Source organism: Bacteroides sp. HF-4919 (assembly GCF_018860125.1).
Genome location: NZ_JAHKNF010000017.1, coordinates 1 through 21,880, shown reverse-complemented (window position 1 = coordinate 21,880; position 21,880 = coordinate 1). Strand labels below are relative to the sequence as shown.

General features: G+C 39.1%; 19 protein-coding genes and 2 pseudogenes. 1 reads left to right on the top strand and 20 read right to left on the bottom strand.

Annotation, left to right across the window (positions count from 1 at the left end; all coding sequences use genetic code 11):
* Nucleotides 1-2: 2 nt before the first annotated feature.
* From KO473_RS21625 to KO473_RS21545, 17 genes are all read right to left on the bottom strand, one after another.
* Nucleotides 3-2,213, bottom strand: a complete 2,211-nt coding sequence (locus KO473_RS21625) for a peptidase domain-containing ABC transporter (RefSeq protein ID WP_005822002.1) — start codon at nucleotides 2,211-2,213, stop codon at nucleotides 3-5.
* Nucleotides 2,214-2,248: 35 nt separating this feature from the next.
* Complete coding sequence (locus KO473_RS21620; protein WP_005822003.1) at nucleotides 2,249-2,848, bottom strand: hypothetical protein; 600 nt, start codon at nucleotides 2,846-2,848, stop codon at nucleotides 2,249-2,251.
* Nucleotides 2,849-2,860: 12 nt separating this feature from the next.
* Complete coding sequence (locus KO473_RS21615) at nucleotides 2,861-3,526, bottom strand: sulfotransferase family 2 domain-containing protein (protein ID WP_005822004.1); 666 nt, start codon at nucleotides 3,524-3,526, stop codon at nucleotides 2,861-2,863.
* A 67-nt stretch (nucleotides 3,527-3,593) separates the two neighbouring features.
* Nucleotides 3,594-4,589 (bottom strand): glycosyltransferase, encoded by a 996-nt coding sequence (locus KO473_RS21610; RefSeq protein WP_005822005.1) that lies wholly within the window; start codon nucleotides 4,587-4,589, stop codon nucleotides 3,594-3,596.
* Complete coding sequence (locus KO473_RS21605; protein ID WP_122130762.1) at nucleotides 4,586-5,473, bottom strand: glycosyltransferase family 10 domain-containing protein; 888 nt, start codon at nucleotides 5,471-5,473, stop codon at nucleotides 4,586-4,588. Before KO473_RS21605 ends, KO473_RS21610 begins: the two co-directional genes overlap by 4 nt.
* 7 nt (nucleotides 5,474-5,480) lie before the next feature.
* Entirely contained in the window at nucleotides 5,481-7,997 is a 2,517-nt protein-coding gene (locus KO473_RS21600; RefSeq protein ID WP_005822007.1) for a hypothetical protein, read from the bottom strand.
* 11 nt (nucleotides 7,998-8,008) lie between these two features.
* Nucleotides 8,009-8,680 carry an acylneuraminate cytidylyltransferase family protein gene (locus tag KO473_RS21595; RefSeq protein ID WP_005822008.1) on the bottom strand — a complete coding sequence of 224 codons (672 nt, stop codon included), beginning with the start codon at nucleotides 8,678-8,680 and terminating at the stop codon, nucleotides 8,009-8,011.
* A 13-nt stretch (nucleotides 8,681-8,693) separates the two neighbouring features.
* The gene (locus tag KO473_RS21590; RefSeq protein WP_216035180.1) at nucleotides 8,694-9,908 is read right to left on the bottom strand and encodes a TIGR04150 pseudo-rSAM protein; all 1,215 of its coding nucleotides are present in this window, start codon (nucleotides 9,906-9,908) and stop codon (nucleotides 8,694-8,696) included.
* 1 nt (nucleotide 9,909) lies between these two features.
* Complete coding sequence (locus KO473_RS21585; RefSeq protein ID WP_005822011.1) at nucleotides 9,910-11,169, bottom strand: radical SAM peptide maturase; 1,260 nt, start codon at nucleotides 11,167-11,169, stop codon at nucleotides 9,910-9,912.
* 3 nt (nucleotides 11,170-11,172) lie between these two features.
* Nucleotides 11,173-12,462, bottom strand: a complete 1,290-nt coding sequence (locus tag KO473_RS21580) for a 6-bladed beta-propeller (protein WP_005822013.1) — start codon at nucleotides 12,460-12,462, stop codon at nucleotides 11,173-11,175.
* 130 nt (nucleotides 12,463-12,592) lie between these two features.
* The gene (locus KO473_RS21575) at nucleotides 12,593-12,835 is read right to left on the bottom strand and encodes a TIGR04149 family rSAM-modified RiPP (protein WP_005822015.1); all 243 of its coding nucleotides are present in this window, start codon (nucleotides 12,833-12,835) and stop codon (nucleotides 12,593-12,595) included.
* A gap of 48 nt (nucleotides 12,836-12,883) precedes the next feature.
* Nucleotides 12,884-14,101: a TIGR04157 family glycosyltransferase gene (locus KO473_RS21570; protein ID WP_005822018.1), complete on the bottom strand. Its 1,218-nt coding sequence runs from the start codon at nucleotides 14,099-14,101 to the stop codon at nucleotides 12,884-12,886.
* Nucleotides 14,098-14,697: a lanthionine synthetase LanC family protein gene (locus KO473_RS21565; RefSeq protein ID WP_005822020.1), complete on the bottom strand. Its 600-nt coding sequence runs from the start codon at nucleotides 14,695-14,697 to the stop codon at nucleotides 14,098-14,100. The genes KO473_RS21570 and KO473_RS21565 overlap by 4 nt, the downstream gene beginning before the upstream one ends.
* Nucleotides 14,681-15,463: a galactosyltransferase-related protein gene (locus KO473_RS21560; RefSeq protein WP_005822022.1), complete on the bottom strand. Its 783-nt coding sequence runs from the start codon at nucleotides 15,461-15,463 to the stop codon at nucleotides 14,681-14,683. The genes KO473_RS21565 and KO473_RS21560 overlap by 17 nt, the downstream gene beginning before the upstream one ends.
* Nucleotides 15,464-15,471: 8 nt before the next feature.
* On the bottom strand, nucleotides 15,472-16,092 hold the full coding sequence (locus KO473_RS21555; protein WP_050552636.1) for a hypothetical protein: 621 nt from the start codon (nucleotides 16,090-16,092) through the stop codon (nucleotides 15,472-15,474).
* Nucleotides 16,064-16,468 (bottom strand): DUF3244 domain-containing protein, encoded by a 405-nt coding sequence (locus KO473_RS21550; RefSeq protein ID WP_005822026.1) that lies wholly within the window; start codon nucleotides 16,466-16,468, stop codon nucleotides 16,064-16,066. The genes KO473_RS21555 and KO473_RS21550 overlap by 29 nt, the downstream gene beginning before the upstream one ends.
* 119 nt (nucleotides 16,469-16,587) lie before the next feature.
* A complete protein-coding gene (locus tag KO473_RS21545; RefSeq protein WP_005822028.1) occupies nucleotides 16,588-18,465 on the bottom strand; it encodes a tetratricopeptide repeat protein in 1,878 nt (625 codons plus the stop codon).
* Nucleotides 18,466-18,619: 154 nt separating this feature from the next.
* Here KO473_RS21545 and KO473_RS23865 point away from each other — a divergent pair.
* Nucleotides 18,620-18,736, top strand: a pseudogene (locus KO473_RS23865) (IS982 family transposase); the annotation flags it as partial.
* Nucleotides 18,737-18,772: 36 nt separating this feature from the next.
* Here KO473_RS23865 and KO473_RS23625 read toward each other — a convergent pair.
* From KO473_RS23625 to KO473_RS23620, 3 genes and pseudogenes are all read right to left on the bottom strand, one after another.
* On the bottom strand, nucleotides 18,773-20,029 hold the full coding sequence (locus KO473_RS23625; RefSeq protein ID WP_005822030.1) for a PDZ domain-containing protein: 1,257 nt from the start codon (nucleotides 20,027-20,029) through the stop codon (nucleotides 18,773-18,775).
* Nucleotides 20,030-20,093: 64 nt separating this feature from the next.
* Entirely contained in the window at nucleotides 20,094-21,314 is a 1,221-nt protein-coding gene (locus tag KO473_RS21535; protein WP_005822031.1) for a 6-bladed beta-propeller, read from the bottom strand.
* A gap of 380 nt (nucleotides 21,315-21,694) precedes the next feature.
* Nucleotides 21,695-21,880 (bottom strand): annotated as a pseudogene (locus KO473_RS23620) (IS5/IS1182 family transposase); the annotation flags it as partial.

The following is a 21,880-nucleotide window of genomic DNA, read 5'->3' as shown; positions in this document are numbered from 1 at the left end:
ACCTAACTTCCTAACTCCAGCTGATTCTTCACCAACTGATAATACAATCCTTTCTTCTCCGTCAGTTCTCGGTGAGTGCCCTCTTCAGCCACAGCACCTTTATCCAGCACCACGATCTTATCCGCATCACGAACCGTACTCAAACGATGTGCTACCACTACAACCGTCTTACCCCGATAGAATGTATGGAGGTGTTCCATAATCTCACGCTCGTTATTGGCATCCAGTGCATTCGTCGCCTCATCGAAAAACAGGAACTCCGGATTCTTATAAACCGCACGGGCTATCAGCAGGCGCTGTCGCTGTCCCTGACTGATGCCGTTCCCCTCCATTCCGATCTTCGTATTATAGCCCAAAGGAAGAGAATCGATAAAATCACGGATATTGGCAACCGTCACAGCATGGCGCAAACGTTCCACATCCACCTGCTCCTCACCAACAGCAATGTTGTTCGCAATCGTATCAGAGAAAATAAAGCCATCCTGCATCACCGAACCACTCTTCGCACGCCAGAGATGCGGATTCACCACATCCAGAGGAGTCTCACCTATTTTGATATCCCCCTTATTCGGAGTATAAAAACCGAGCATCAACTTAATCAGTGTAGTCTTACCACTACCACTCGCCCCCACGATCGCTGTCACTTTATGTTCGGGTATATCCAGATTCACATCCTTCAGCACATAGTCACGGTCCGCCCCGTCATAGCTAAACGACAGATTTTCAATACGAATATCACGCCGATCCGGAAGAACCGTCAGTTTTGAAGTGATATCCTGTTCTTCATCTTTCTGACCGTGAATCTCGTTCAAGCGTTCCAGACTGATCTTTGCATCCTGAAGTTGTTGGGCAAAGCCGATAAAAGAGCCGATGGGACCACTCAGCTGACCGATGATATACGTCAAAGACATCATCATACCCAGAGTCATATCCCCTTCCACAACCGATTTGGCAGCAATAAATGAAATTACGATATTCGTTGTCTGATTAAAAAAGACAGAGCCCACTTGCTGAACCTGCCCCAATGCCAGTCCCTTCACGCTGATCTTGAAAAGCTTCACCTGAATGCGCTCCCACTGCCAGCGCTTTTGCTTCTCGCAGTTGTTCAGCTTGATTTCCTGCATGGCAGTCACCAGCTGAATCAAACTGCTCTGTTCGCCCGCCGCCTGGGCAAAACGGCGGATATCCAGTTCACGCCGGTACTTCATGAACACAAGAATCCAGCAGATATAGAGTGAATTGCCTACCAGAAAGATGGCAAGAATACCCAGATTATAATAAGCCAATACAAAAGCAAAAATAAAGAAGTTTACGAAAGAGAAAAGCGTACTGATGGATGAGCCTGTCAGAAAGCTCTCGATACGTCCGTGGTCACCGATACGCTGCATAATGTCACCGATCATCTTCGTATCGAAATAATGGAGCGGTAGTTTCATCAACTTTGCCAGGAAGTCAGAGATCAGCGAGATGTTGATACGTGTGTTCATGTGAAGCATGATCCAGCTACGGATAAACTCGACCGAAAGTTGCGAAACGGAGATTACCAGCTGTGCAATCAGGATCAGAGTGATAAAGTTCAGGTTACCGTCACGGATACCCACATCCACCAACGACTGTGTCAGAAATGGGAAGATAAGTTGCAGTAAGCTCGCTGTCAGCATTCCCAGAACGAGCTGTATCAACTGTTTACGGTAAGGCGACAAATACTTAAGAAAAAAACGAAGGCTGCGACTGCCGGATTCTTCTTCGTCCCCCTGCCCTTGGAATTCCGGACCCGGTTCAAGCGCAAGTGCAGCCCCTTTCTCCTCTCCGTTCACCTTGGTAGACAACCAGCACTTTTTAAATTCCTCTTCACTGTACGAAATCAACTGACGGGCGGGGTCGGCGATATAGAAACGGTAGCCACTGCGCTTCTTCTTTATATCATAACAGACCACAAAGTGATTCTGGTTCCAATGCAGAATGCAAGGTAACGGTACATCCTTCTTCAGTTGCTCCAAAGAGATGCGCACCCCCGAAGTACGGAAACCGATGGATTCCGCCGCGTCACTGATGCCCAGCATGGAAACTCCTTCACGGGTAATAAAAGAACGTGCACGGAGGGTTTGCAGAGAATAACTCTTACCATAGTACTTCGCAATCATGCGAAGGCAGGAAGGGCCGCAATCCATAGCGTCCAACTGGAGATAGTGAGGAAAAGAGCTTAACTTCATTTATTCATAATATTAGTCTACGTCACAAAAATACATCACATATCCGGAATATAATGCGCTTCCCCCGGAATTTGTGAAAAAAATTCCCTGAAAGGATAATTTATCTGTTTCCCGTTCAGAAAATCCAGCAGCAAAAGCATGCCCTTATACTGCCTTTTCTTTAAAACTCTTTCGCAAGCATTGCTCAAATCAAACAAATAGGTTTCTTCTCTGATCCGTACACTTTTATCCCCCGAAGACAATCGAAGCAGGACATACCACGCAATGCCCTCCAGTCCCGTAGCTAAAGAGTAGTCATCCAAACGCCTGACATCATATTCCATCACTTTCTTATCAATCTTATTCCGTTCTTCATTGCCGGTATCTTCCACAAATCCGTACCGGACAAGATATTCTACCCCCCAACCTATGCCAGCCCATCCGAAAGACAGACCGACCGGCATACCCAAGCGAACATACTCCATCACTTCATCCAGCAACTCTTCGGCAAATTCTCCAAAAATTCGCGATTCGGCAACATGAGAATAATGAAAAAAGAAAAGACAAGATCCCATCTTTCCATAAAACAGCCCTATGTCAGTTTGTCTGTAGGAGAAATAAAGTGATTTTGCTATCTTTTCTATCTGTGCATCCATAACATTTCTTTTTTAATAACTGACAGGTATTTCATAGTCGAGGCGATAAAGTTCTTTTATCCGTGCTATCTGTTTCTCATCTCTCAGCTCAAACTGAACGGATGTCGCATTCGACCTCTCCTCAGGTATATCAACTCCTTTCTCTTCTAAGAAACAGTTTAATTTACTGAGCGGTACAATACAATCCACCTCTGCAGAAGTATAAAAATCAGATTGCCTGCGTATATGTTCATCCTGCCACAACGGATTTGTCTTCCCCAATTCAAACTCAACAAACGAAAGAAAGCGTTCAAAAGAATGATCCTGATAAAGATTACACATATACATATAACGGTTAAAAGTACGTTCAAGTATAAAATATTTATAAGCAGAAATCAGTCTTTCCACCGGATCCCTCCAAACCGCTACCTTCAAATACGATTTATGCTCCCTTTCATAACCGGACATCTCAGAAACCGGTACCAAAAAACGTTCGGGTTTTACCCGGGCGATATAAAAATGAGTCTGATCTTTCCTATCAGGAATCATACCTATAGACGCATAGATAGCTATATTCTCCAAAAAAGTGAGTCCACATTTCGAAATAAGGACAAAAGCCATACGATGCTTCTCTACAAGACAAAAATTACATCCGAAGAAGTCTAATGGTGCTTTGTTTAGCATTGCAATATCTTTCATGATATACTACGATTTTCGATGTCCAACATACATACAATAAAGTGATTCAGTTCCCTGCCATAGCCCCTTATCCTTCCATCGTCTGGAGCCGGTCATAGTACAGTTTCATCCTGTTCAGTATCTCCTCACTATACCATCTTCCAAGAGACTCTTGCCGACTGAGTTCCTCACAAACACGAAGCATTTCTCCCGCCCTATCATACAAAGTTGTATAAGTTCCGTCCGGATGTAATGTACAGGCAGTAGAATATATTTGCAACAGCCTCACATAAAGCGCTTCTTTTACCTCTCTATGTTTTTTCTCAAACAAATGTTTACGGCTATATTCCAGTAACTTCTCAATAATCAATTGAATGGAAGCAATCCGCCTACCCGCTGCTGTCGCTGTCATAATCGATCCTTCCCGTTGCCGGTAATAATAAAAATCAATATCGGCAACCGTCATTTTCTGAGCGGTTGTCAGCACCTGCGGAGTCCATAATTCATCCTCATGAATCAGCCCCGGCTCAAAGCGAAAACCGTTTTGCTCAATAAAATCTCTCCGATATAAATAGTTGTACACCATAGGGACATAACATCTGCAATCCATCACTCTTGAGAAATACGTACTTCCAGACACCACGGTTCCCGTCGCAAACAACTCCCTGCTCCTTCTTTCCCAACTTCGCACCTGCCCATCCGGATGTACTGCCAATGTATTTCCTGAGACAATGTCTGACCGGGTCTTCGCAGCTATAGTACAAAGCACCTGCAAAGCATTCTCTGCCAGCCAGTCGTCACTGTCCAGAAATGCCAGATAATGCCCGGATGCATGTTCTATTCCGGTATTCCGTGCAGCAGAAAGTCCTTGATTCGCCTGTTCCACATAAACGCAACGAGCATCCTTACCCGCATACTCCCGCAGCAACTCTCCGGAATTATCCGTCGATCCGTCGTTCACCAGAATGATCTCAATATCCGTCAAAGTCTGCTTCTCCAAAGAGTGCAGACATTCCTCCAGAAAAAGTTCCGTATTATAGACCGGAACCACCACCGAAACCACCGGTCTTTTTACCTCCTTCATATCCCTCTCAATTTTAGTTCGTGTATTTTTTGGCAAAGCCTGGTTAACGGATTACTCCGGACTTGCTCTAACTTATTTGTGAACGACAATAATAAAGGCCGCTTCCTCCATGCGTGAAAACGTTCATACAATGCCTCGTCATCATAGCATTGATTCATAAAAGCAGCTACTCCCTCAGGAGAATCAAAAGCCGACACATCCAGAAAGCAATTTTCTCCCGGAGCAAACTCCCGGATATTGGGAGCTCCCAGATAGACCGGAACAGTACCGGCCAACAAAGGATTGAAAAACTTTTCCGTTACATAATCCTTCCCTATCGCATTCTCAAAACTTATTACGAACTGATAATCCCCAATCACACTAAGAAGTGTATCCCGCCCCCGGTCCTCAACAGGTAATTCACAATTATGGTATAGTTTCCCATACGAATCGATGTCAGTATACTGCATCAATTGCTTAAGATACTCTTGCCGGTGACTCCGGTTCATATCGCTCGAGATAAACATACATGCCTTCTTATAAGGCTTTTTCCTCCGTGCCGCAACCAGCATCTTCCCATAATCCGGTTCATAATAAGGATACACAATATCATCCTCCTGATGATACCCCATCCACAAATCAAAACTCTCTCTGAACTCGGGATCCTTGGTCCAACTATAATTCTCTTCACATTCCAGATTCCATCCCACCCAAAGCTGTCCTTCCCGCTTATCGATTTCATCCTCCATCACCGAAGGTAAATCGGGCAAATGGAAAACCACGGCATCCGCCTTTGAAAGGAGGTTGCGATCAGTCGTTATCACACAGCCCTCGGGTAAGTCTTCCTTCCGGAACTCAAGTGGAAATCCCCACATCGTATTATAAAAAAGAATCAATATATCCATCCACCATCTATCTTTTATCAAGCTGCGAAACACATTTATCTGCCACTACTCGTCCTCCCCCTTTCAACATCCTCCACGGAATCCTTCCTTTACCCGTCATAAAGAAATAAGCGAATACCGGTTCCGCCCAACGTACGGTAACAAAAGGTTTATATCTCTGTTGTAAACTCCTGTACGACAGCTTCACAAAGGTGCCCAAAGGTATAAACCGCTCCGGATGTTTCCGGTAAGACTGCCGATAGCCCTCTTCATGTTCCTTCATCAGGGCACGCAAATGAAACCAACAAAAACCGGCATCCAATATTTCATTCGGACAGCGCATCACTTCCAGCCCCCGATGACGGCCATCCGGCTTCGTTTCCGTCACATACCTGAATATCCGGTCCGCAGACACCTCAAAAAAGAAAGTATCACGCACGCCATTAAACGGAGGGAGTATCTCTTTGCTATCAGGCTCCGGATGTTCCTGCCCCAACCCTACCATCCACTCCCGGTCTTTCCGGAACAAGTTAATGCCCGACATCGAGACAGGCACTTTATACCGGATGATCATCTTCTCCAGATAAGAAGCATACGACGCATGTGTCCACAACGCAATTCGTTCCAGCCACCTGAACGGTCGCATCTCTATACGGTTGAAAGAGTCCACATAAGCCCGATACAGGTTGTAAGAGATACATTCTGCCACGTTGAACCGCACTTTTTTATCAGAACGGTAAGCATCACAGATATGTTTCAGCCGATCCGTAAAATAAACCTGATCGGCATCGATCTTCACTGCGTACCGATAGCTTGCTTTCGACAATGCATAGTTGCAATAGCCTGCCAACGTATGGATAGAGTCGGGCGGCAACAGCTTTGCCTTCTCAAACTCCTCCTCATCCAGATCGATCGGATATACAGAAGGCTGATACTCAAAAACTCTGATTTTATCCGGATATTGTGCCGCCTTCTGCCTGAGAATCTCCGGCGTACGATCCGTACAATCATGATAGACAGCTATCAACTCATCCAATCCATCGATACACGAATCAATGCACATCTCCAAAAAATCCTCACAATTCTTACAACGCAATAACCCCGATACCCCGACGGGCCGTTCGCGTGTCAACATATCCGTATCAACCACATAAATCTCCTTCAAAGTAACAGGAGGCATTTTTTCTTTAATAAACCCTACCATATTCCGGAGAGTTTCTTCTCCTGTTGCCTGAAACCACAGAGGTTGTTCCTTCTCTATCCTCTGTTTAAAATCTTCATAATTCCCCAAAATCCGGGACAAACCGCCGGTCAACTCCTCTTTCGTTTTCGCTATCATCCCCAACCCCTCGGCTTCCACATCCGGAGAATACCGCGATCCCTCGGTCGGATCGTACACCAACGGGACAGCACCGTGTGCCACCCCCTCCATCAAAGAAGAAGAATAGTGTGCCACCCCTACCCGTGTGCGGGCAAATACCTCTGCCAGCTTTCCATCCGTTACCATTTCTATATTGGGAATCTGCTCCCATTCCATGCGTACCTCCTCACCTATCCTGAACTCAGGATGTTCACGCACCAGAAACCGCCGGGCGGGAAATTCCGCGGCAACCGTCCCTATCAGACGGATCATCTCTTGAAGATACCTTTTGTCACTCAGAAAAAAAGGTCCCTGCAAGAAAAAAGTAACACACTCCTTTTTCGTCTCATTACGTGGTTCCACCTGATACATATAACCCGTCGGGACAAAGTCCGGCAACGGATTATGCTTCTCCCACAAGGTCCGGAAACCTTCCCCCCACATCAGATAGTACCGGTAAGGCATCCTCCTGAAAGCTGTGTGCATCAATGACGGCCATCCCTGCTGGATACACAAGGTCGGTATTCCATAATCACACCCTATGGTGGCAAGCAATAACTGTTGGTAATGGCAACCTTCCAGAAAAATCAATCCTTTAGGTTGCAAGATCCTCATCAATATATCAAATGTATTCGCATATTGAAAAATCAAGGGGAACCACTCTTTCAGAAATGGATTAACCAATGGAGTTGTTTTGGTAAATTCAAGAGTAATGGCCGTTACAAAGTCCGGCAACTCCGTTTCATCCGGAATCTCATATTCCGACAAGAGCAACACCGGTTCTTCCAGACGTTCAATCAACGGAGTCAGATAAGCCAATTGACGGGCATTATAAATATAGATCACCAACTGCCCGCCATAAGGTGCCAGTGCCTCATACCATTCATGGTCGTAGATTTTGTATTCCTCTTCCTGTCGCTCCCATTCTTCCACCTGCTTATCGGCCAGTATCTCCTTTACGCTACCCAATGCTTCCCCACAGCTCTTTCCTCCTTTACGTAACCGGTCATACTCCTCTCTATGCCAAGTGAACTGCCAGAATAGTAAATTGATCAAAGGCACGCCCACATCATGCCTCCCCATTTTCAGCCAATACTCTTTCTCCTCCCTCAAATGGTTCACGTAGTCAGACAGCACACTATCCAGCACCTCATAATACTCCACATAATAGTCCCGTCTATCCATATCTTTTTTTATTAAAGCCCGGTTTCAATATAATGTTCAGCCAGTCCCCAGTCCGCTTCTTCATCAATATCTATCATCCCTGCAGGACCGATCTCCACCACCTTCACAACTCCCGAAAGAAGCTGCCCGGAGTCCAGTATTCTCCCCACCGTGGAAGCATAGAAAGCTCCCGACTCTATCAGAAAACCTTTGTACTCCTGTCGGCGAGGTTTGGTTTCGAATGAATAGTCCAAAGGTATCCCCTCATCACTCCAACGAAACTTCTTCAAACGGCAACAGGCAACATAGGAATCCGCTTCCCCCCTTTTCATCTCTTCTGCAAGCCCCCTTAGTTCTTGTGCAGTCGTAAAAGGAGAAGTAGCCTGTAACAAAATAAAATCATCATTCCGGGCCGGCTTACAAAAATGGAAAAATTCCTGTACAACTTCCAGACTGGGAGCCTCATCCCTTGCACTCCACTCACTGCGCCTGAATATCCGTACAACTTCTTTGTAACGACCTCGTATCAGACTTTCCATTTCATCACAATTTGTCGCTACACATATCTCGTCCGCTATGCCGGAAGCAAGGATGGTATCGATAATCCAACATACCAGAGGTTTGTCTCCCAGCATACGCAGGTTCTTACCGGGGATACCTCTACTCCCTTTGCGAACCGGAACAAAACAGAAAGTACGATTCATAAGCTATTATCGTTTACGGTTTCACATGACAGAGGTTCGGTTTTCCAATAGCCAATTCATAATTAGAGGGCGAAGGACACAGCCATTGGTAAATGCAGTCACAGCAAGGTTTTTGATCGCGGATGCGAAGCCAGGAATGACCAGTACAAATCTCATCTGCAATCATACTATTCAATGATTCTTTATTCACATTACCTATTTTTTTATTGGATAAATTAGAATATACAGTACCGTTTGGAATAATATTCAATTGTCCAAAATCTGAAACATTTATAGATTGATGTATAAATATCTCTTTCTTTGAGGGATTTAACTCCAACAAATCTTCACTAGTTAAATATATATGATTCTCAAAAAAAGATAAATTATTATCATATACAGGTTTTATTGCAGCATTTCGCAAACTATAATTTTCAATCAAATCACTAGCCCCTGTATATTCATCTTCAGAAGTTATAAGAAAGAGCCAATTTACATGAACCCCCTCTAACTTATCTAAAAGAGAGAGAACAAAAGGATGCTTATTATCAACAAGAATTGTAAAAACAAACTGTTCTGAATTAACCTTTCGGACAACATCCATATTCTTAATCAATTGATTACAATCAACATAAAATTCTTTTTGTGCATTTAATACATCAATTTCTGCAATACATTGTTGCCAATATTCATATTCAAAAACATTATATCCAGAGAAAGTTAGATGATGTATTTTCATACCCTTCAATTGCCTCAGAATGCATTTTAATGTATCAATTTTCAATTCATCATTTGCCCTTTCCAAAATATAAGTAAATTGTTTATGCCTTGTCTCTGCAATATTGGGTTCTCCATTTAAATATATCACTATTTTTTGTAAATATCTTGAAAAATCTTCCGTTTGTAGAATATCTTCTCTTTCTTTAAATTTAACTTTAGATCTCTGTACACTAAGTACAGGAGGGATACTAATTGGTCTAGAGCTACTTTCACCAACAGGTAATAACTGTGCCATTTCGCTTGTAACCAAAAGTTGCACATCACTTCTAAACTCTTTATTTTCGAGCAATTTAGAATCTAACTCTGCACAATACAAATTATTAACATCCTCCCATTGAGAATAAGCACTCTCCCAACCAATGCATATATTCAATATAATTTTAGGACTATGCATCCGATAAAATAGAATTTGATTTCCTTTTCGAAAAAGAAAAACATCAGAATTTAAAATGAGATAAAACTTATCCATATCAATATATCGTTAATTTATCTAATATTCTTTTATACAAATAAGGGTGTTCTGCCAAAAATTGTTCTTGAGCTTTCTGGAAACAATCAAATCCGATCTTATCCATATATCCATCACATATAGGTTTCTCATCAATGTCTTTAATATAATAGAAACATTGTGAGCATATTCTACTTCGATAACATTTGGCACACTGATTTCTCAAGAGCAAGTATCTACGATTATAAGTTTCCACGATCATTTCAAAATCCAAATCAACCCCTTCGTCAGTAATGTAACCCAATGCAAATTTTTGATCAATTCTTTCACATGCTAAAATTTTCCCATTAGTAGTCAAAAACATTTTCTTTGAAAATGGAATACAAGTTCCTGTTTGCAAATAGCTCATTTGGGATTTATCAGGTAATAAATCAACATAACTTTTATAAATATTATTACTAAATCCCTCCAAATAAGAATATAAACTTTTTGTATCAGCTACGTCATAAAACATCTCATCAATTAAAGCCTCCGAATTAAAACTATTATACAAATCTGTTTGTTTACTAACAAATATTTTTTCAAATTCATTACGTTTATCTTCACGGATACCAGAATTATTCAATTCTGAGATCATTGGCAGTTTCCCTATATTATTTTTAAAAAAATCATACAATCCTTGAGTACTATTCTTATTATGTAATACAGCATTAAAAGAAACTCTTTTTTTAAAATACTCTGGATACTTATCTCTTAACAAAAACACATTTCTGATTACAGTTGAAAAAGAGTTCCTCCCTCTATGATCAACTCTATAACTCTGTCCCTCTTCATCTCCATCCAAACTTATAAGTAGACTAAAATTATTCTCTACCAGATAGTCCATATATCTATCCAACAACATAGCATTTGTAGTCATGTTATATTCAGGAATAACAAAACCCGAATAATTCTCACTAATGTAATTTTGTATCTCTTTTATAAAAGGTACATTTAATAAAGGTTCTCCACCATAAAATCCTATAGATACACGATGTGGATCTATATCTGTATAAAGCTCCCTCCAAAAACCCGCTAAATAATCCAATAACCCCTTTGCCTTAATCAAAGAAATGTCACGAGATTTTCGTTCATCATAACTACAATAGAGCTCTCCATAGCCACAATATTTACATTTCAAATTACATCGATCCGTAACCTCAAAAACCAATTGCCGTAAATGCTGAACAGCTTCTATTATATATTCTTTTTTTAACAAAAGAAAGTTTTGCCTATTTACCATATTTTATTTTTTTAATTTTAGTAATACTAATATCGGATTAGCCTCTTCGTCTGCTTTTGCTATAATAGCTTTCAATTCGTCCTGCTTTTTTTTATCCAATATGTTAGAATGTGCAACAAAATATTCCTCTGTCAGCAACTCTTTCATATCTGGAACTTTCATATAAGTAAGCCAATAGGTTCCATCACTACTCACTGATTGAGGATAAAAAGGAAAGCCACCATCAATATCGTTTTCCAGTCCCTTAACCCAATGTTGCCCCTCCTTTCCCAAAGAGTACATTGGAATTGAAAAGTTTTTTTCCGTATATTTATCATAAACAACGATATAATATTTGTTTCTAAAGAGATTTTCTATGAAAAAGAAGCGATCGGTTTCATAAGCAGGACTCATTGTAAGGTATGAATTATATTTAGCATTATCTCTATCTTTTGACCAGATTTTAGTGATATCAGGACGATGCGAACCATAATTCAGTAAATAACGTGGTACAAATTTTTTATTTTGGATAGTATAAATAGTATCTGATGGAGCTCCATTATTTTGAGCCAACAGTATTATTTTCCCACAAATACTCACACAAGGAGGGGTTAAAAAAGCCTCTAATCCTTCCATCTCACCAATTTTATCCATAGGGCAAGCTGTTTGCAAAGAAGTACGTTTACATAAACTATCCAAAAGAGCATATCCATAAAAACGACGCTTCCCCTTAACTCTCATTGCACGAGATGTATATGCACTGCCTACCCCCCATAAGGCATGATCATAATAGAAAATATATCCTGTGAACATATCAACATTACTAGGAGATTCGTTTATTACTTTCCCGTTATAATCATAAGTAATCACATTATGTTTATAGCATGTATTTATATAAATATGTTTATCCACCATATTCACAGTCATATTAGCTATTTGTTTATACTCTCCCGGCCCTTGTCCAATTCTTCCTATTTTACTAATGTACCGACCTAATGTGTCTACCACAAATACATTATGAATATCACTGATAAGAAAACAGCTGCTCTCTTCATCAAAATCTATCCCTAATAATCCATTTAAATAAGTATCCTCATCTGCTTGCAACGGAACATAACAAATATTTTCCACAAAACTACTCAATTTTATATTATCCAATGGAGTATCCATACAAGCCTTGAGATTAACCGTCAACGGATAAGAAATCTCCTTATATATTGCTCTACTTCCATCTTCCTCTTCTTTTTTCTGAGAAGAAGAACAAGAAAATAAAAGTAAAAGGCAAAAGAGTAAATTAAGTTCTTTTTTTTTCATCAATATAGCTGTTTTACAATTTATTTGAAATTTTCCTGTTTACTGTGCACAGTAAACAGGAAAATCTTATAGCAAGAATAGAATTACTCTTGACAAGTCATAATCTGTTCAACTTTCCAATACGAATAATTTAATTATGCGTTGTATGGGTAGCAGAGTTCAGTTCATCACCACAAGCTACATTACCACCATAAGAATTCTTACCAGAACTTAAATTAGAATTATAATTGTCTTTTCTTGAAGAGCCACCACCTTCAAATTCATAATGGCATCCACAACCACAGTTAAAGCCACCACGTAAAGCCTTCATCTGCTTTTCTGCCAAATCCTCCTGAGAAAGTCTGGTCAATTTTAGTTTTTTCAATTGTTTCATTGTTGAATAATTTTTAAGTTAATAATTTTAGTTATATATCTCATAGCACTATAAGTTTTCGTAACATTCAAGAACACTTTCACTCATTACATCCAAAGAATATCGTTCTTTATAACGTTGTCTCTCTATCAAAGCATATTTTTCTTTTGAAGATGCCACTAACATATTTATCATCAAAGTGCTTAATTTATCAACTGGAAAAATGACCATATCATCTTTCTCTTCCAAATCTATACATAGTTCCCGCAAAATCATCTCTCCCAAACCAATAGCACTCGTTCCAATTAATGGTATACCATGCATTAACATCTCAATACCAACATAGCTACATTGCTCATGGAACGAGGGCATTACACCTATATCTGCGATTTGATAAAACTCATATAATGTACTCTTAGACACTTTACCTGTAAACGTTACTTTGCCCCAAAGGCCTGTACACCGTTTTAAGATCTCTTCATATTCACCATCACCTACAATCAATAAACGCACATTAGAAATTTGATTTAGTACCTCTCGAAACGCCTCTAATAAAAAGTCAATCCCCTTTACTACATCTAAACGACCAACAAACAAAATTATCTGTTCATTCGAACGGAAATACATCTGTTTTTTTTTGAGAAAGATCTCTTCTTTTGAGAGGATTTGGGCCTCATCTTGTAAACCATTATAAATCAACGATATTCTACTATCTACTATATCATAGTATTCTACAAGAAGTTTTTTCGTAACCTCCGAAAGACAAATTATACGATCTACCGACTGTAATAGCTCTTTATCACGTAACCACTCCTTAAAAATATTCGCTTCAAACGAGTTTCTCTCTTTCACATCCTTCCATAGAATAGAACAGAAGTATGAAATACTCCCTTGAAGAGTGGAGCACCAATTAAAATAATGAATGGTCACTATAATCTTACTATTACGAAATCGCTGTTTCAATCGCTTGGCCAACAAAAGATGATGTATGTAATTGAAATGAAAAATACATTCTGCCTCTTCTTCTATATATTGAAATAACAAAAATGCTATATTCTTATAATATCTCTCACTATAACGATATATACCATGTATCGCAGGAATATTTATATACCGTATTCCGTCATTATACTCCTCTTGCAACTCTTTATCCGCCGAATCTATATTGACAATATTCAACAAATAAACATCTTCCCTTTTTAAGCAAGATATCATCTGCCTAATATAAGTACCTATGCCATATTGAGCTGCACGGCTTTCATTATTGAATAAATATAAATATTTCATTTCAGCAATATTTTTAATCCTTTCTTCCAAGATAGGATTTCACTGTTATTATCACTCTCCATGATTCGATCCAAAATTCTTTGACTTGAATATACATTACTAGAACGCCACGAAGCAAGATATATTTCCTCTAATTCTTCTACATAATCAACGCTAAACAACTTTGTTTCAACAGGTGACACTTTCAATCTTCCCATAACATAATAAGCAATGCCCTCTAATCCAGTTTCCAATGAGTAATCAGTCAAACGTTTTGGGGCAAATTCCATAATCTTTCTATCAATATCCTGTAAAAGTTCCTCGATATCTCCAGTCACAAATTGTTGCTCAACCAAATAAGTGATTCCCCAGCCTATACCACATAGTCCATCTAAAAACTGAATATTCATGTCTAAATGGACATCCTCATAGATCTCCTCCAACAACTCTGCCGCAAAATCTTCATACAAAACATTTTTAGTATAACGAGCATAATGGAAAAAGAACAATACAATTCCCATCTTACCATTCAAGACCCCCAAATCTCCACAGAAGCTACCATATAACATCTGATGATTGACTATTCTTTTCAATAATATCTCATCCATTTCGTTCATCCTTTTTCCACAATTTTATATCTTCACTCAATTCATTCCGCTCCATGCTACATACTTTTACGAATTCTATTCGATTCTGAAAAGCTAATTCTTCCGTTGCATATCCGGAATTCTTTCCTCTTGGATGCCATAGATGATACAAAGGTCCATCCTTTACCCAATGTACAGAATATCCCAATATTTCCATACGCCGGATACGCTCAGCGTCTTCGGGTCCCCAACTGATGAAACGTTCATTATCACCTCCACAACGCAAATAGGTTTCACGGTTCACCACAAATACCCCACCGCATGAAGGACGTTTCATCAGATGGGTATATCCTTGCATTGCCAAATATTCACATCCCTGCCCCGACTGTACAAATGCGTCACTCTGTTTTTCTGAAAGTACCTTCACCTCTCCATTATAAGGGATACTTAATGCATAACCCTGTTCCATAATAGCTTGCACCGAAACTTCCAATTGGGACAAAGGGAATATTATATCAGTGTCCCAAATTGCTACAACGGGAGTGGTGGCCTGTTTTAGCAAAGAGTTGACATAAACCGTTTTATGATAAACCGCACTTTCATCATACACATACGAATAAGTCACCCCGTTATCCTCTCTTACCGGGAAGTAGCCCCTTCTTTCTCCCGCTTCGAGTACGTGTACTTTCAACCCGGATGAAGTAACATGCCGAAGCAAAATATCAAGGTTTCGTTTCCGTTCCGGGCTATCTATCCGGACAGGAATCCCAATGGTAACATAGGCGACATACTCCATAAGCTTTTTTATTTACTCATACAGCAGTCTATCAAAGCAGATACTTTTGTACGATAGAATCCTGTAGGATACAATTCAAATAAAAAGTCGAGTAAATCTTCAACCGATTCATCAGAATGTTTCAATTCCTCTTCCAACCAATCAATCAAATAAATGAGATACTCTTTCAACAATGCACTTGAAGAGGTATCTACCGATACAAACGTAGGAATAATCCGAATGAGCATATAGCGACCAAGTCCGACTATCCCGTTCTGTAAAGAAAGACCTGATATCCCATAGATATGGATATTCCTTACCACACACAAGTCTATTTCTTTCAGAATTTCATCTGTATCTCCTTCCACATAACCATGCTGTACCAGATATTCAATTCCCCAACCAATGCCACATAATCCGTCACCAAAAGATACAGGCATTGAATAATCCAGACGCTCACAAACTTCATCGAGCAACTCACCGGCTATCTCTTCACAGGCCGCCTCACCGGAAAGGCGGGCATAGCGGAAAAGAGCAATGGCAATTCCCATTTTTCCGTTGGTTAGCCCGAGGCAGGACGTAAAACGTCCTGCCTGAACTAACTCCCTAACCAAGAAATACTTATTCCCAATTAATAGTGAACCAACCATAGATGTATCCCCCTGTTGGCGTTGTCAACTCCAGCTTATAGTCTCCCTTTTCAAAATCTTCTACTGAAATGGCTAAAGAGTTTTGCTGATCTGAATTTATACAAGAAGAATACAATATACCCTTCTCAGAGAGAATACGTACAGTAACTTCTCCGGAAGGAACTACAAAAGATATATTAAGAAGAGCATTATCTACAAGAGAAGCTTCCACAGGTGTCAGAGGAAGTGACTTTGTATGAGTGCTACTGAATATTCCTTTCAAATCCAGATTAATTACACTATTAATTTCAGAAATAGAAGGAAGGACATAAGATTCAGCATTTCCTCCAGAAATAACAGCAAATAGAAAAATAATTGTACTTAATAAGTGTTTCATAGCAATTAATTTTTAATTAAGTATTAATAAACCTTTGCTACAAAACTACAGGTTTCGAAAATGAAAAGCAAATCTGAAGATGGACAATATCTAAATATATTCAATTGCAAATCAGCCACTTACACCAATCCTTTTTTGTTTGATGGACAAACCTTTTTGATTGTCCGTCCAACAGAAGCCATATCAGGAATCCCAAGTTCAATTTTAAGCCTCTGTTTACGCTTACTCAAAGCCTGAGTTGAAACCCTCAAAATAGCAGCTTGACGAGCATGTTTCACTTTGATATATTCAAAATAACAAATGGCAACCACTTCTCTATCCAACTCTCCATCATGTTGCTTTTGGTACTGATCTATAAATTTTCTCAATGAATTACCATACAGCAAATCAATACACCGAAACAGCCCTTCCCAATCGTCCACTTTTAAAGATTCAATTTCTGAAGGGTCACACGTTAATATTCTGACCAATAAATTGATCGATTGATAGAGTCCTGGAACATTTTTTATATCAGACTCCTTCAATGATTTTATCTTATCCGACAAGTCCTTATTTTCAGCCCTCAACCTTTTATTTACCGCCAATTGACCTTTCCATTTTTTTTCCAATTCTTCCAATTGTTCTTTTATTTTACAAGAGTTCTCTTCTTCCTGTTTCAGAAGTATATTCGTCCTCTCTCGCTCTTCTGAAGAACTTTGTTCCTGTTTTTCCTTTGATGCTTCAAGAATTGCTATATGCAATTTAGAGTCATCCAACTTTTTCAACAGCCCTTCCCGATCTCGTTTATATTTTCTCATGCATCTGTTGAATTTTTCCCTCTCTAACTGTCGTTTACGCCTTTCTTTAATATAAAATATATAGATAGATGCAGTTATGCTCAACAGTAATAGAATTATAGATAAATAGGATATAGCAGAATGAAGTCTTTCATTTTCCAATTTAAAAGTGTGGGCTTGCAACGCAGCATTATTATATTTTTCCTGAATCTCTTTCACTGCATAAGCTAAATTCTGTCGCTCCAAAGAATCAAGAGCTTGTTCATATTGATCCCAATAAATCAAATCTAAATTTCGTGTTTCAAGATGCCCCAAATATTTATATGCAGAAACACGGGTATATGGTCGCGAAGAAGTAGCTGCTTTCAACAAATATCCTTCTGCTTTAGAATAGAGTTTATTAGACAAATAATAAATTCCAAGACTAAGACATACTGGAGTTTTATCTAAGACTAAGTCCGATTCCAAATTTGACAAAAGCATTTGTTCTGCTGAAGGAGACATCTCTAAATACATTACAACCTGTCCCCACTCAGAAACGATATCCTTGTACACATCCGATTTAGAATAATTGAAAGCATCGTTGATAGCCTGTTGGTAATAAAAAGAAGCGCTGTCCTGCTGACCCTTTAATAAATAAATCCGCCCCATATCACGCTCTGCATACACAAGATTGGCTGTATCAGTTAATTGTTGAAATAAGGAGACCGATTGACTATTCATTATTAAAGCATCTTGGTACAGATCCAAATTCATATATAGTTGTCCCAAATGATTACGTACCAATGCCTGATATTTAAGATTGTCTGTTACATCCAATAGAGAGAAAGCTTCTAAAAAATATTTTTGTGTATCCTCTAACATACCTCTTGAAGATTTAACCCTTCCTAAATAGAATGACGCCTTACCCTTTTTTAGCCTATCTTTTCCATTTGAATAATAGCTAACAGCTATTTGTATCAACGAATCCGAACTCAACGGTAAATCATTCTTATCCATTGCCTGGGTCAACAGTAAGCAATAATCAGCTTGGTTTTCTCCTGTCAACTTTTCCGGATCCGGTATTTGATGAAGATATACTAAAGCACTATCGGGACATTCCTCCATACACGTTTCGGCCTGACGCAACAAACGGGCTACTTGCCCCTCAGAACGCCTATCGGTGCAACTTACCAAAAACAAAACAAATAACAATACGCAGCAGATATAAGATGATTTCATCTGTCTTCAAATATAATCCAAAATAAAGAATAAAATAAGTTCTATGAACCCATCCTCAAAAGTACAATTATATTTTTAAAAATCAACAATAAGTAAAATAAAGAATAGGACAGCCCTATTCTTTTTCCGGAAAAGTATATATCTATCCGGTGGATCATTTAACAATTTTATCGCAAATACCTTGTCGGTTATTACAGCATATTGTTTCTTTAATAAGAAACCCGCCATTGATGTAGACTTTGTCAATGACGGGCAGTTAAGATTATTCTGAGATTGTATCGAGCTCACGTTAATATTATCATTTCATTCAATCACCTTGAAGCTCATTTCTATCAATCACCACCGGTATTTTATAAGATTTACCTTGACGGACAATATCGTATATCAATGTGTCTTGCCGGCTTAGCTCCGCATCCTCTTCCAAAGAGATCATTTTAATAGGAATTTCATTTATAGCAATAATTTCATCACCTTCTAACAAACCAGATTCTTTAACATAATTCCCCTCATAATCGGCAATTTTAGTAATAATAATTTTTCCATGGCTATTTATACGGGATGACATGTGGAATCGTTTCTTCCGAGGGTTGACCACTCGTTCGTAGTTCTTTATTGGCTGCAAACCTAATCTTTGTGATTTCATGTCGAAAAAGACATTAAATCTTTTAAGAAAATTCAGACCAATAAGATAATCACAAGGTACTTGATTAGGTTGATCAAATATATAAATCCGCAAAGAATCGAGTTGTATGCCACCAAACAAAGTAGCATTTACATTATGGTGACTATAATATCCAGATGGTGCCTGCGTCCAAACGGCATTCTTTTTCTTATAAAAAAAGGACAATTCAGAAGCTTGAGCCATCAGAGCTATGTCTTGTGGCATACCTGTATCTACAAGATAAGTATGAGTAAGCATCAGTGTGTCTCCATCAGCACATCTAATATTTAAAGGCAGATTAACATAAAAAAGTGAGCTTTTATCATTCCCTCTCACAAAAGGAATCAGAATACAATTCTCAGGCATAATAAAATCTTGAAATGAATGGATAGCCATATAATGATGTTCAAAGTTAAACTCCCATATATTAACAGTATCATTTTGTGGAATATTAAACACACCATCCAATTGAGTACCTCCCATATAATCTCTCAAATTATAAACTAACATTTTATCATATATCAAATTGGCATTCCCTACTTTTATAGTCGGAACAATTGTATACATAGATGCGGGCATACGTAATACAGACCATGCACACCCATATGGAGCAATAGTGTCAGGAGACAAATTCGATAAGATAGAAGGGTGAGCTGAACAAAAAGTAGAGTCAACAATAAAAGCTCCCAAAGAAGCCCCACTATCAAATACCAAATTTGCAACAATGCTATCATTAAATAACACGGGAAGCACTATCTTTCTATCTAAAGGATCAATTGTGAAATGAGCTCTCGCACACTCTTCATTCTTTTTGGATATTTCCGTACAACTGCCTAAGGCAGTAGCTTGCAAAAGAAGAAAAACAATACACTTTATCAATCCATTGCCTATAATTGATTTCATATTCTTTAATTTAGAAAAAGCATTAGTTTTTCAGTGGTTCTGCCAAAGGGCTATACTATAAATATTATTCCTTAAACTTAGCGATAAGCAACACCGGATTATCTTCGTCATTCAATTTTGAAGCAATCTCTTTCAACTCTCCTTTCAACTTTCCTTGCCCGTTAAGTTCAATGAGCTTCTCGGCCGGATAACATTGTATGGCATAGTTTTCAGGCACTACATGATAATTGGCGGACAATCGTATCTGGAATATCGGAACATTGGTAGCGGACACACCATCCCTGTTTACCAGATCAACCTGGCAATATTCATTAGTAAACCTGTCATACAAATAAGCTACCGGATCAGAAACATGATTATTTTTCACATCTATATCCTTTACTATCGTGTACCAAAGCAAATAACGGCCGGTCATCACATCAACCGTCGCTAAAATCGGAATATTGTTTTCGCTTGTATGGTTCCGGCGGACAGTCAATGGAATCAAATGGTCATCACGATATGCATACGCCGTATCCAATGAATAATCGGCAATCAGAATATCCGAACCCAAACGGGCGACGGGAGACATTAATAAACTTACATAACCAAACGCACCGTCTCCTACTGTATAAGACAGTCCATCCCTTATTCTCTCCTTGACCGTGATGGGAATCGACGTTAATTTCCCGTCTTTCTTGGAAATCTTGTAATAAGGCGTTTTATTAACAGGATACTTCCCAATCTGAGAGTCGACAAGGCGATAATCTTCGCCAAACAGGAAATTTTCATCATACTCAAATATCGAAGAAGCAAACATGCGGTTTTGCGGCAGTTTAAGCGTGCGCCTGTATGCGCCGCCATAACCATACACCTGAATTCTGCTTTGTAACCCGTCATAGATGAATATCTCCCGGGCTTTTTCATCTATACAATAACCGCTGACAACATCCCCATATTCTTCTCCGCTCATGCCTGTATGGTTAAAAGAATGAAGATATTTTCCTGACTTATCAAAAAAAATAACATCACTTTTCTTGTTTACGGTAACAATCAAGCTGTCCGTCATAAGGATGGTACGGGTACCGACCAATGAACTATCGCCGGTTTCCAACACGACATATCTTACATCGGCGATATCCTGAAGAATGATTTCTTTCTCGGGGTATTGCCCCTGCAAATCAAAAACAGGCAATCCGGTGAACGGCTCGACAGGAGTATTTACACATGCCGGCTTCTCTTTTTGAGAACTACCGGTACAGGCCACCAACGCACTAAGCACTAAAATCAAATATAGGTTTTTCATTATAAATCTATTAAAAAATGTATAAAATATTTTTCTGATAGAATCTGCATGAACAGCTTTTTCCTCCTTCTCCACCTTCACTCCGACCTGTGGCAGATTTGTGCATAAAGCCCAAATATCCCAACAAATAGATGACTTACTTTCATTTATACTAATTTATGAGAATTAAATATTGTCACATGTCAGACCTCCGTAAATTAAAAGCAGGCAATCTAACAAATGGTTTAACTGTATCAGCACCATGAACCCATCCTCAAAAATACAATTATATTTTTAAAAATCAACAATAAGTCGAATAATTCCGGTTGGTGAAATTCAAAAAAGGTATCAAATTCTTTTATTCAAATTAACACTGTTAACAGTCATTCCAGAATATCTTTTTAGAGGATGCAAAGAACAAGTCTTTTGCATTTAAAAGAGCTGTTCCTTATCATCAAAAGAGGGTGTCCGAAAAGGGTACCCTCTAACTTTTTTCTTTTTTTGTGATTTATCCAACAACTTATAAAAATGCCCCTCATGAAACTCAATTTTCTCCCTTTATCAGTCTTATAATCCTTTCCATCCCT

Excerpts from the sequence above, each read along its gene's own strand:
- KO473_RS21550 (WP_005822026.1), bottom strand. The coding sequence starts at position 16,468 with ATGAAACACTTATTAAGTACAATTATTTTTCTATTTGCTGTTATTTCT.
- KO473_RS23625 (WP_005822030.1), bottom strand. The coding sequence starts at position 20,029 with ATGAAATCAATTATAGGCAATGGATTGATAAAGTGTATTGTTTTTCTT.
- KO473_RS21605 (WP_122130762.1), bottom strand. The coding sequence starts at position 5,473 with ATGGATATATTGATTCTTTTTTATAATACGATGTGGGGATTTCCACTT.
- KO473_RS21620 (WP_005822003.1), bottom strand. The coding sequence starts at position 2,848 with ATGGATGCACAGATAGAAAAGATAGCAAAATCACTTTATTTCTCCTAC.
- KO473_RS21565 (WP_005822020.1), bottom strand. The coding sequence starts at position 14,697 with ATGAACGAAATGGATGAGATATTATTGAAAAGAATAGTCAATCATCAG.
- KO473_RS21560 (WP_005822022.1), bottom strand. The coding sequence starts at position 15,463 with ATGGAGTATGTCGCCTATGTTACCATTGGGATTCCTGTCCGGATAGAT.
- KO473_RS21580 (WP_005822013.1), bottom strand. The coding sequence starts at position 12,462 with ATGAAAAAAAAAGAACTTAATTTACTCTTTTGCCTTTTACTTTTATTT.
- KO473_RS21535 (WP_005822031.1), bottom strand. The coding sequence starts at position 21,314 with ATGAAAAACCTATATTTGATTTTAGTGCTTAGTGCGTTGGTGGCCTGT.
- KO473_RS21555 (WP_050552636.1), bottom strand. The coding sequence starts at position 16,092 with ATGGTTGGTTCACTATTAATTGGGAATAAGTATTTCTTGGTTAGGGAG.
- KO473_RS21615 (WP_005822004.1), bottom strand. The coding sequence starts at position 3,526 with ATGAAAGATATTGCAATGCTAAACAAAGCACCATTAGACTTCTTCGGA.
- KO473_RS21610 (WP_005822005.1), bottom strand. The coding sequence starts at position 4,589 with ATGAAGGAGGTAAAAAGACCGGTGGTTTCGGTGGTGGTTCCGGTCTAT.
- KO473_RS21570 (WP_005822018.1), bottom strand. The coding sequence starts at position 14,101 with ATGAAATATTTATATTTATTCAATAATGAAAGCCGTGCAGCTCAATAT.
- KO473_RS21585 (WP_005822011.1), bottom strand. The coding sequence starts at position 11,169 with ATGGTAAATAGGCAAAACTTTCTTTTGTTAAAAAAAGAATATATAATA.
- KO473_RS21600 (WP_005822007.1), bottom strand. The coding sequence starts at position 7,997 with ATGGATAGACGGGACTATTATGTGGAGTATTATGAGGTGCTGGATAGT.
- KO473_RS21575 (WP_005822015.1), bottom strand. The coding sequence starts at position 12,835 with ATGAAACAATTGAAAAAACTAAAATTGACCAGACTTTCTCAGGAGGAT.
- KO473_RS21545 (WP_005822028.1), bottom strand. The coding sequence starts at position 18,465 with ATGAAATCATCTTATATCTGCTGCGTATTGTTATTTGTTTTGTTTTTG.
- KO473_RS21625 (WP_005822002.1), bottom strand. The coding sequence starts at position 2,213 with ATGAAGTTAAGCTCTTTTCCTCACTATCTCCAGTTGGACGCTATGGAT.
- KO473_RS21590 (WP_216035180.1), bottom strand. The coding sequence starts at position 9,908 with ATGGATAAGTTTTATCTCATTTTAAATTCTGATGTTTTTCTTTTTCGA.
- KO473_RS21595 (WP_005822008.1), bottom strand. The coding sequence starts at position 8,680 with ATGAATCGTACTTTCTGTTTTGTTCCGGTTCGCAAAGGGAGTAGAGGT.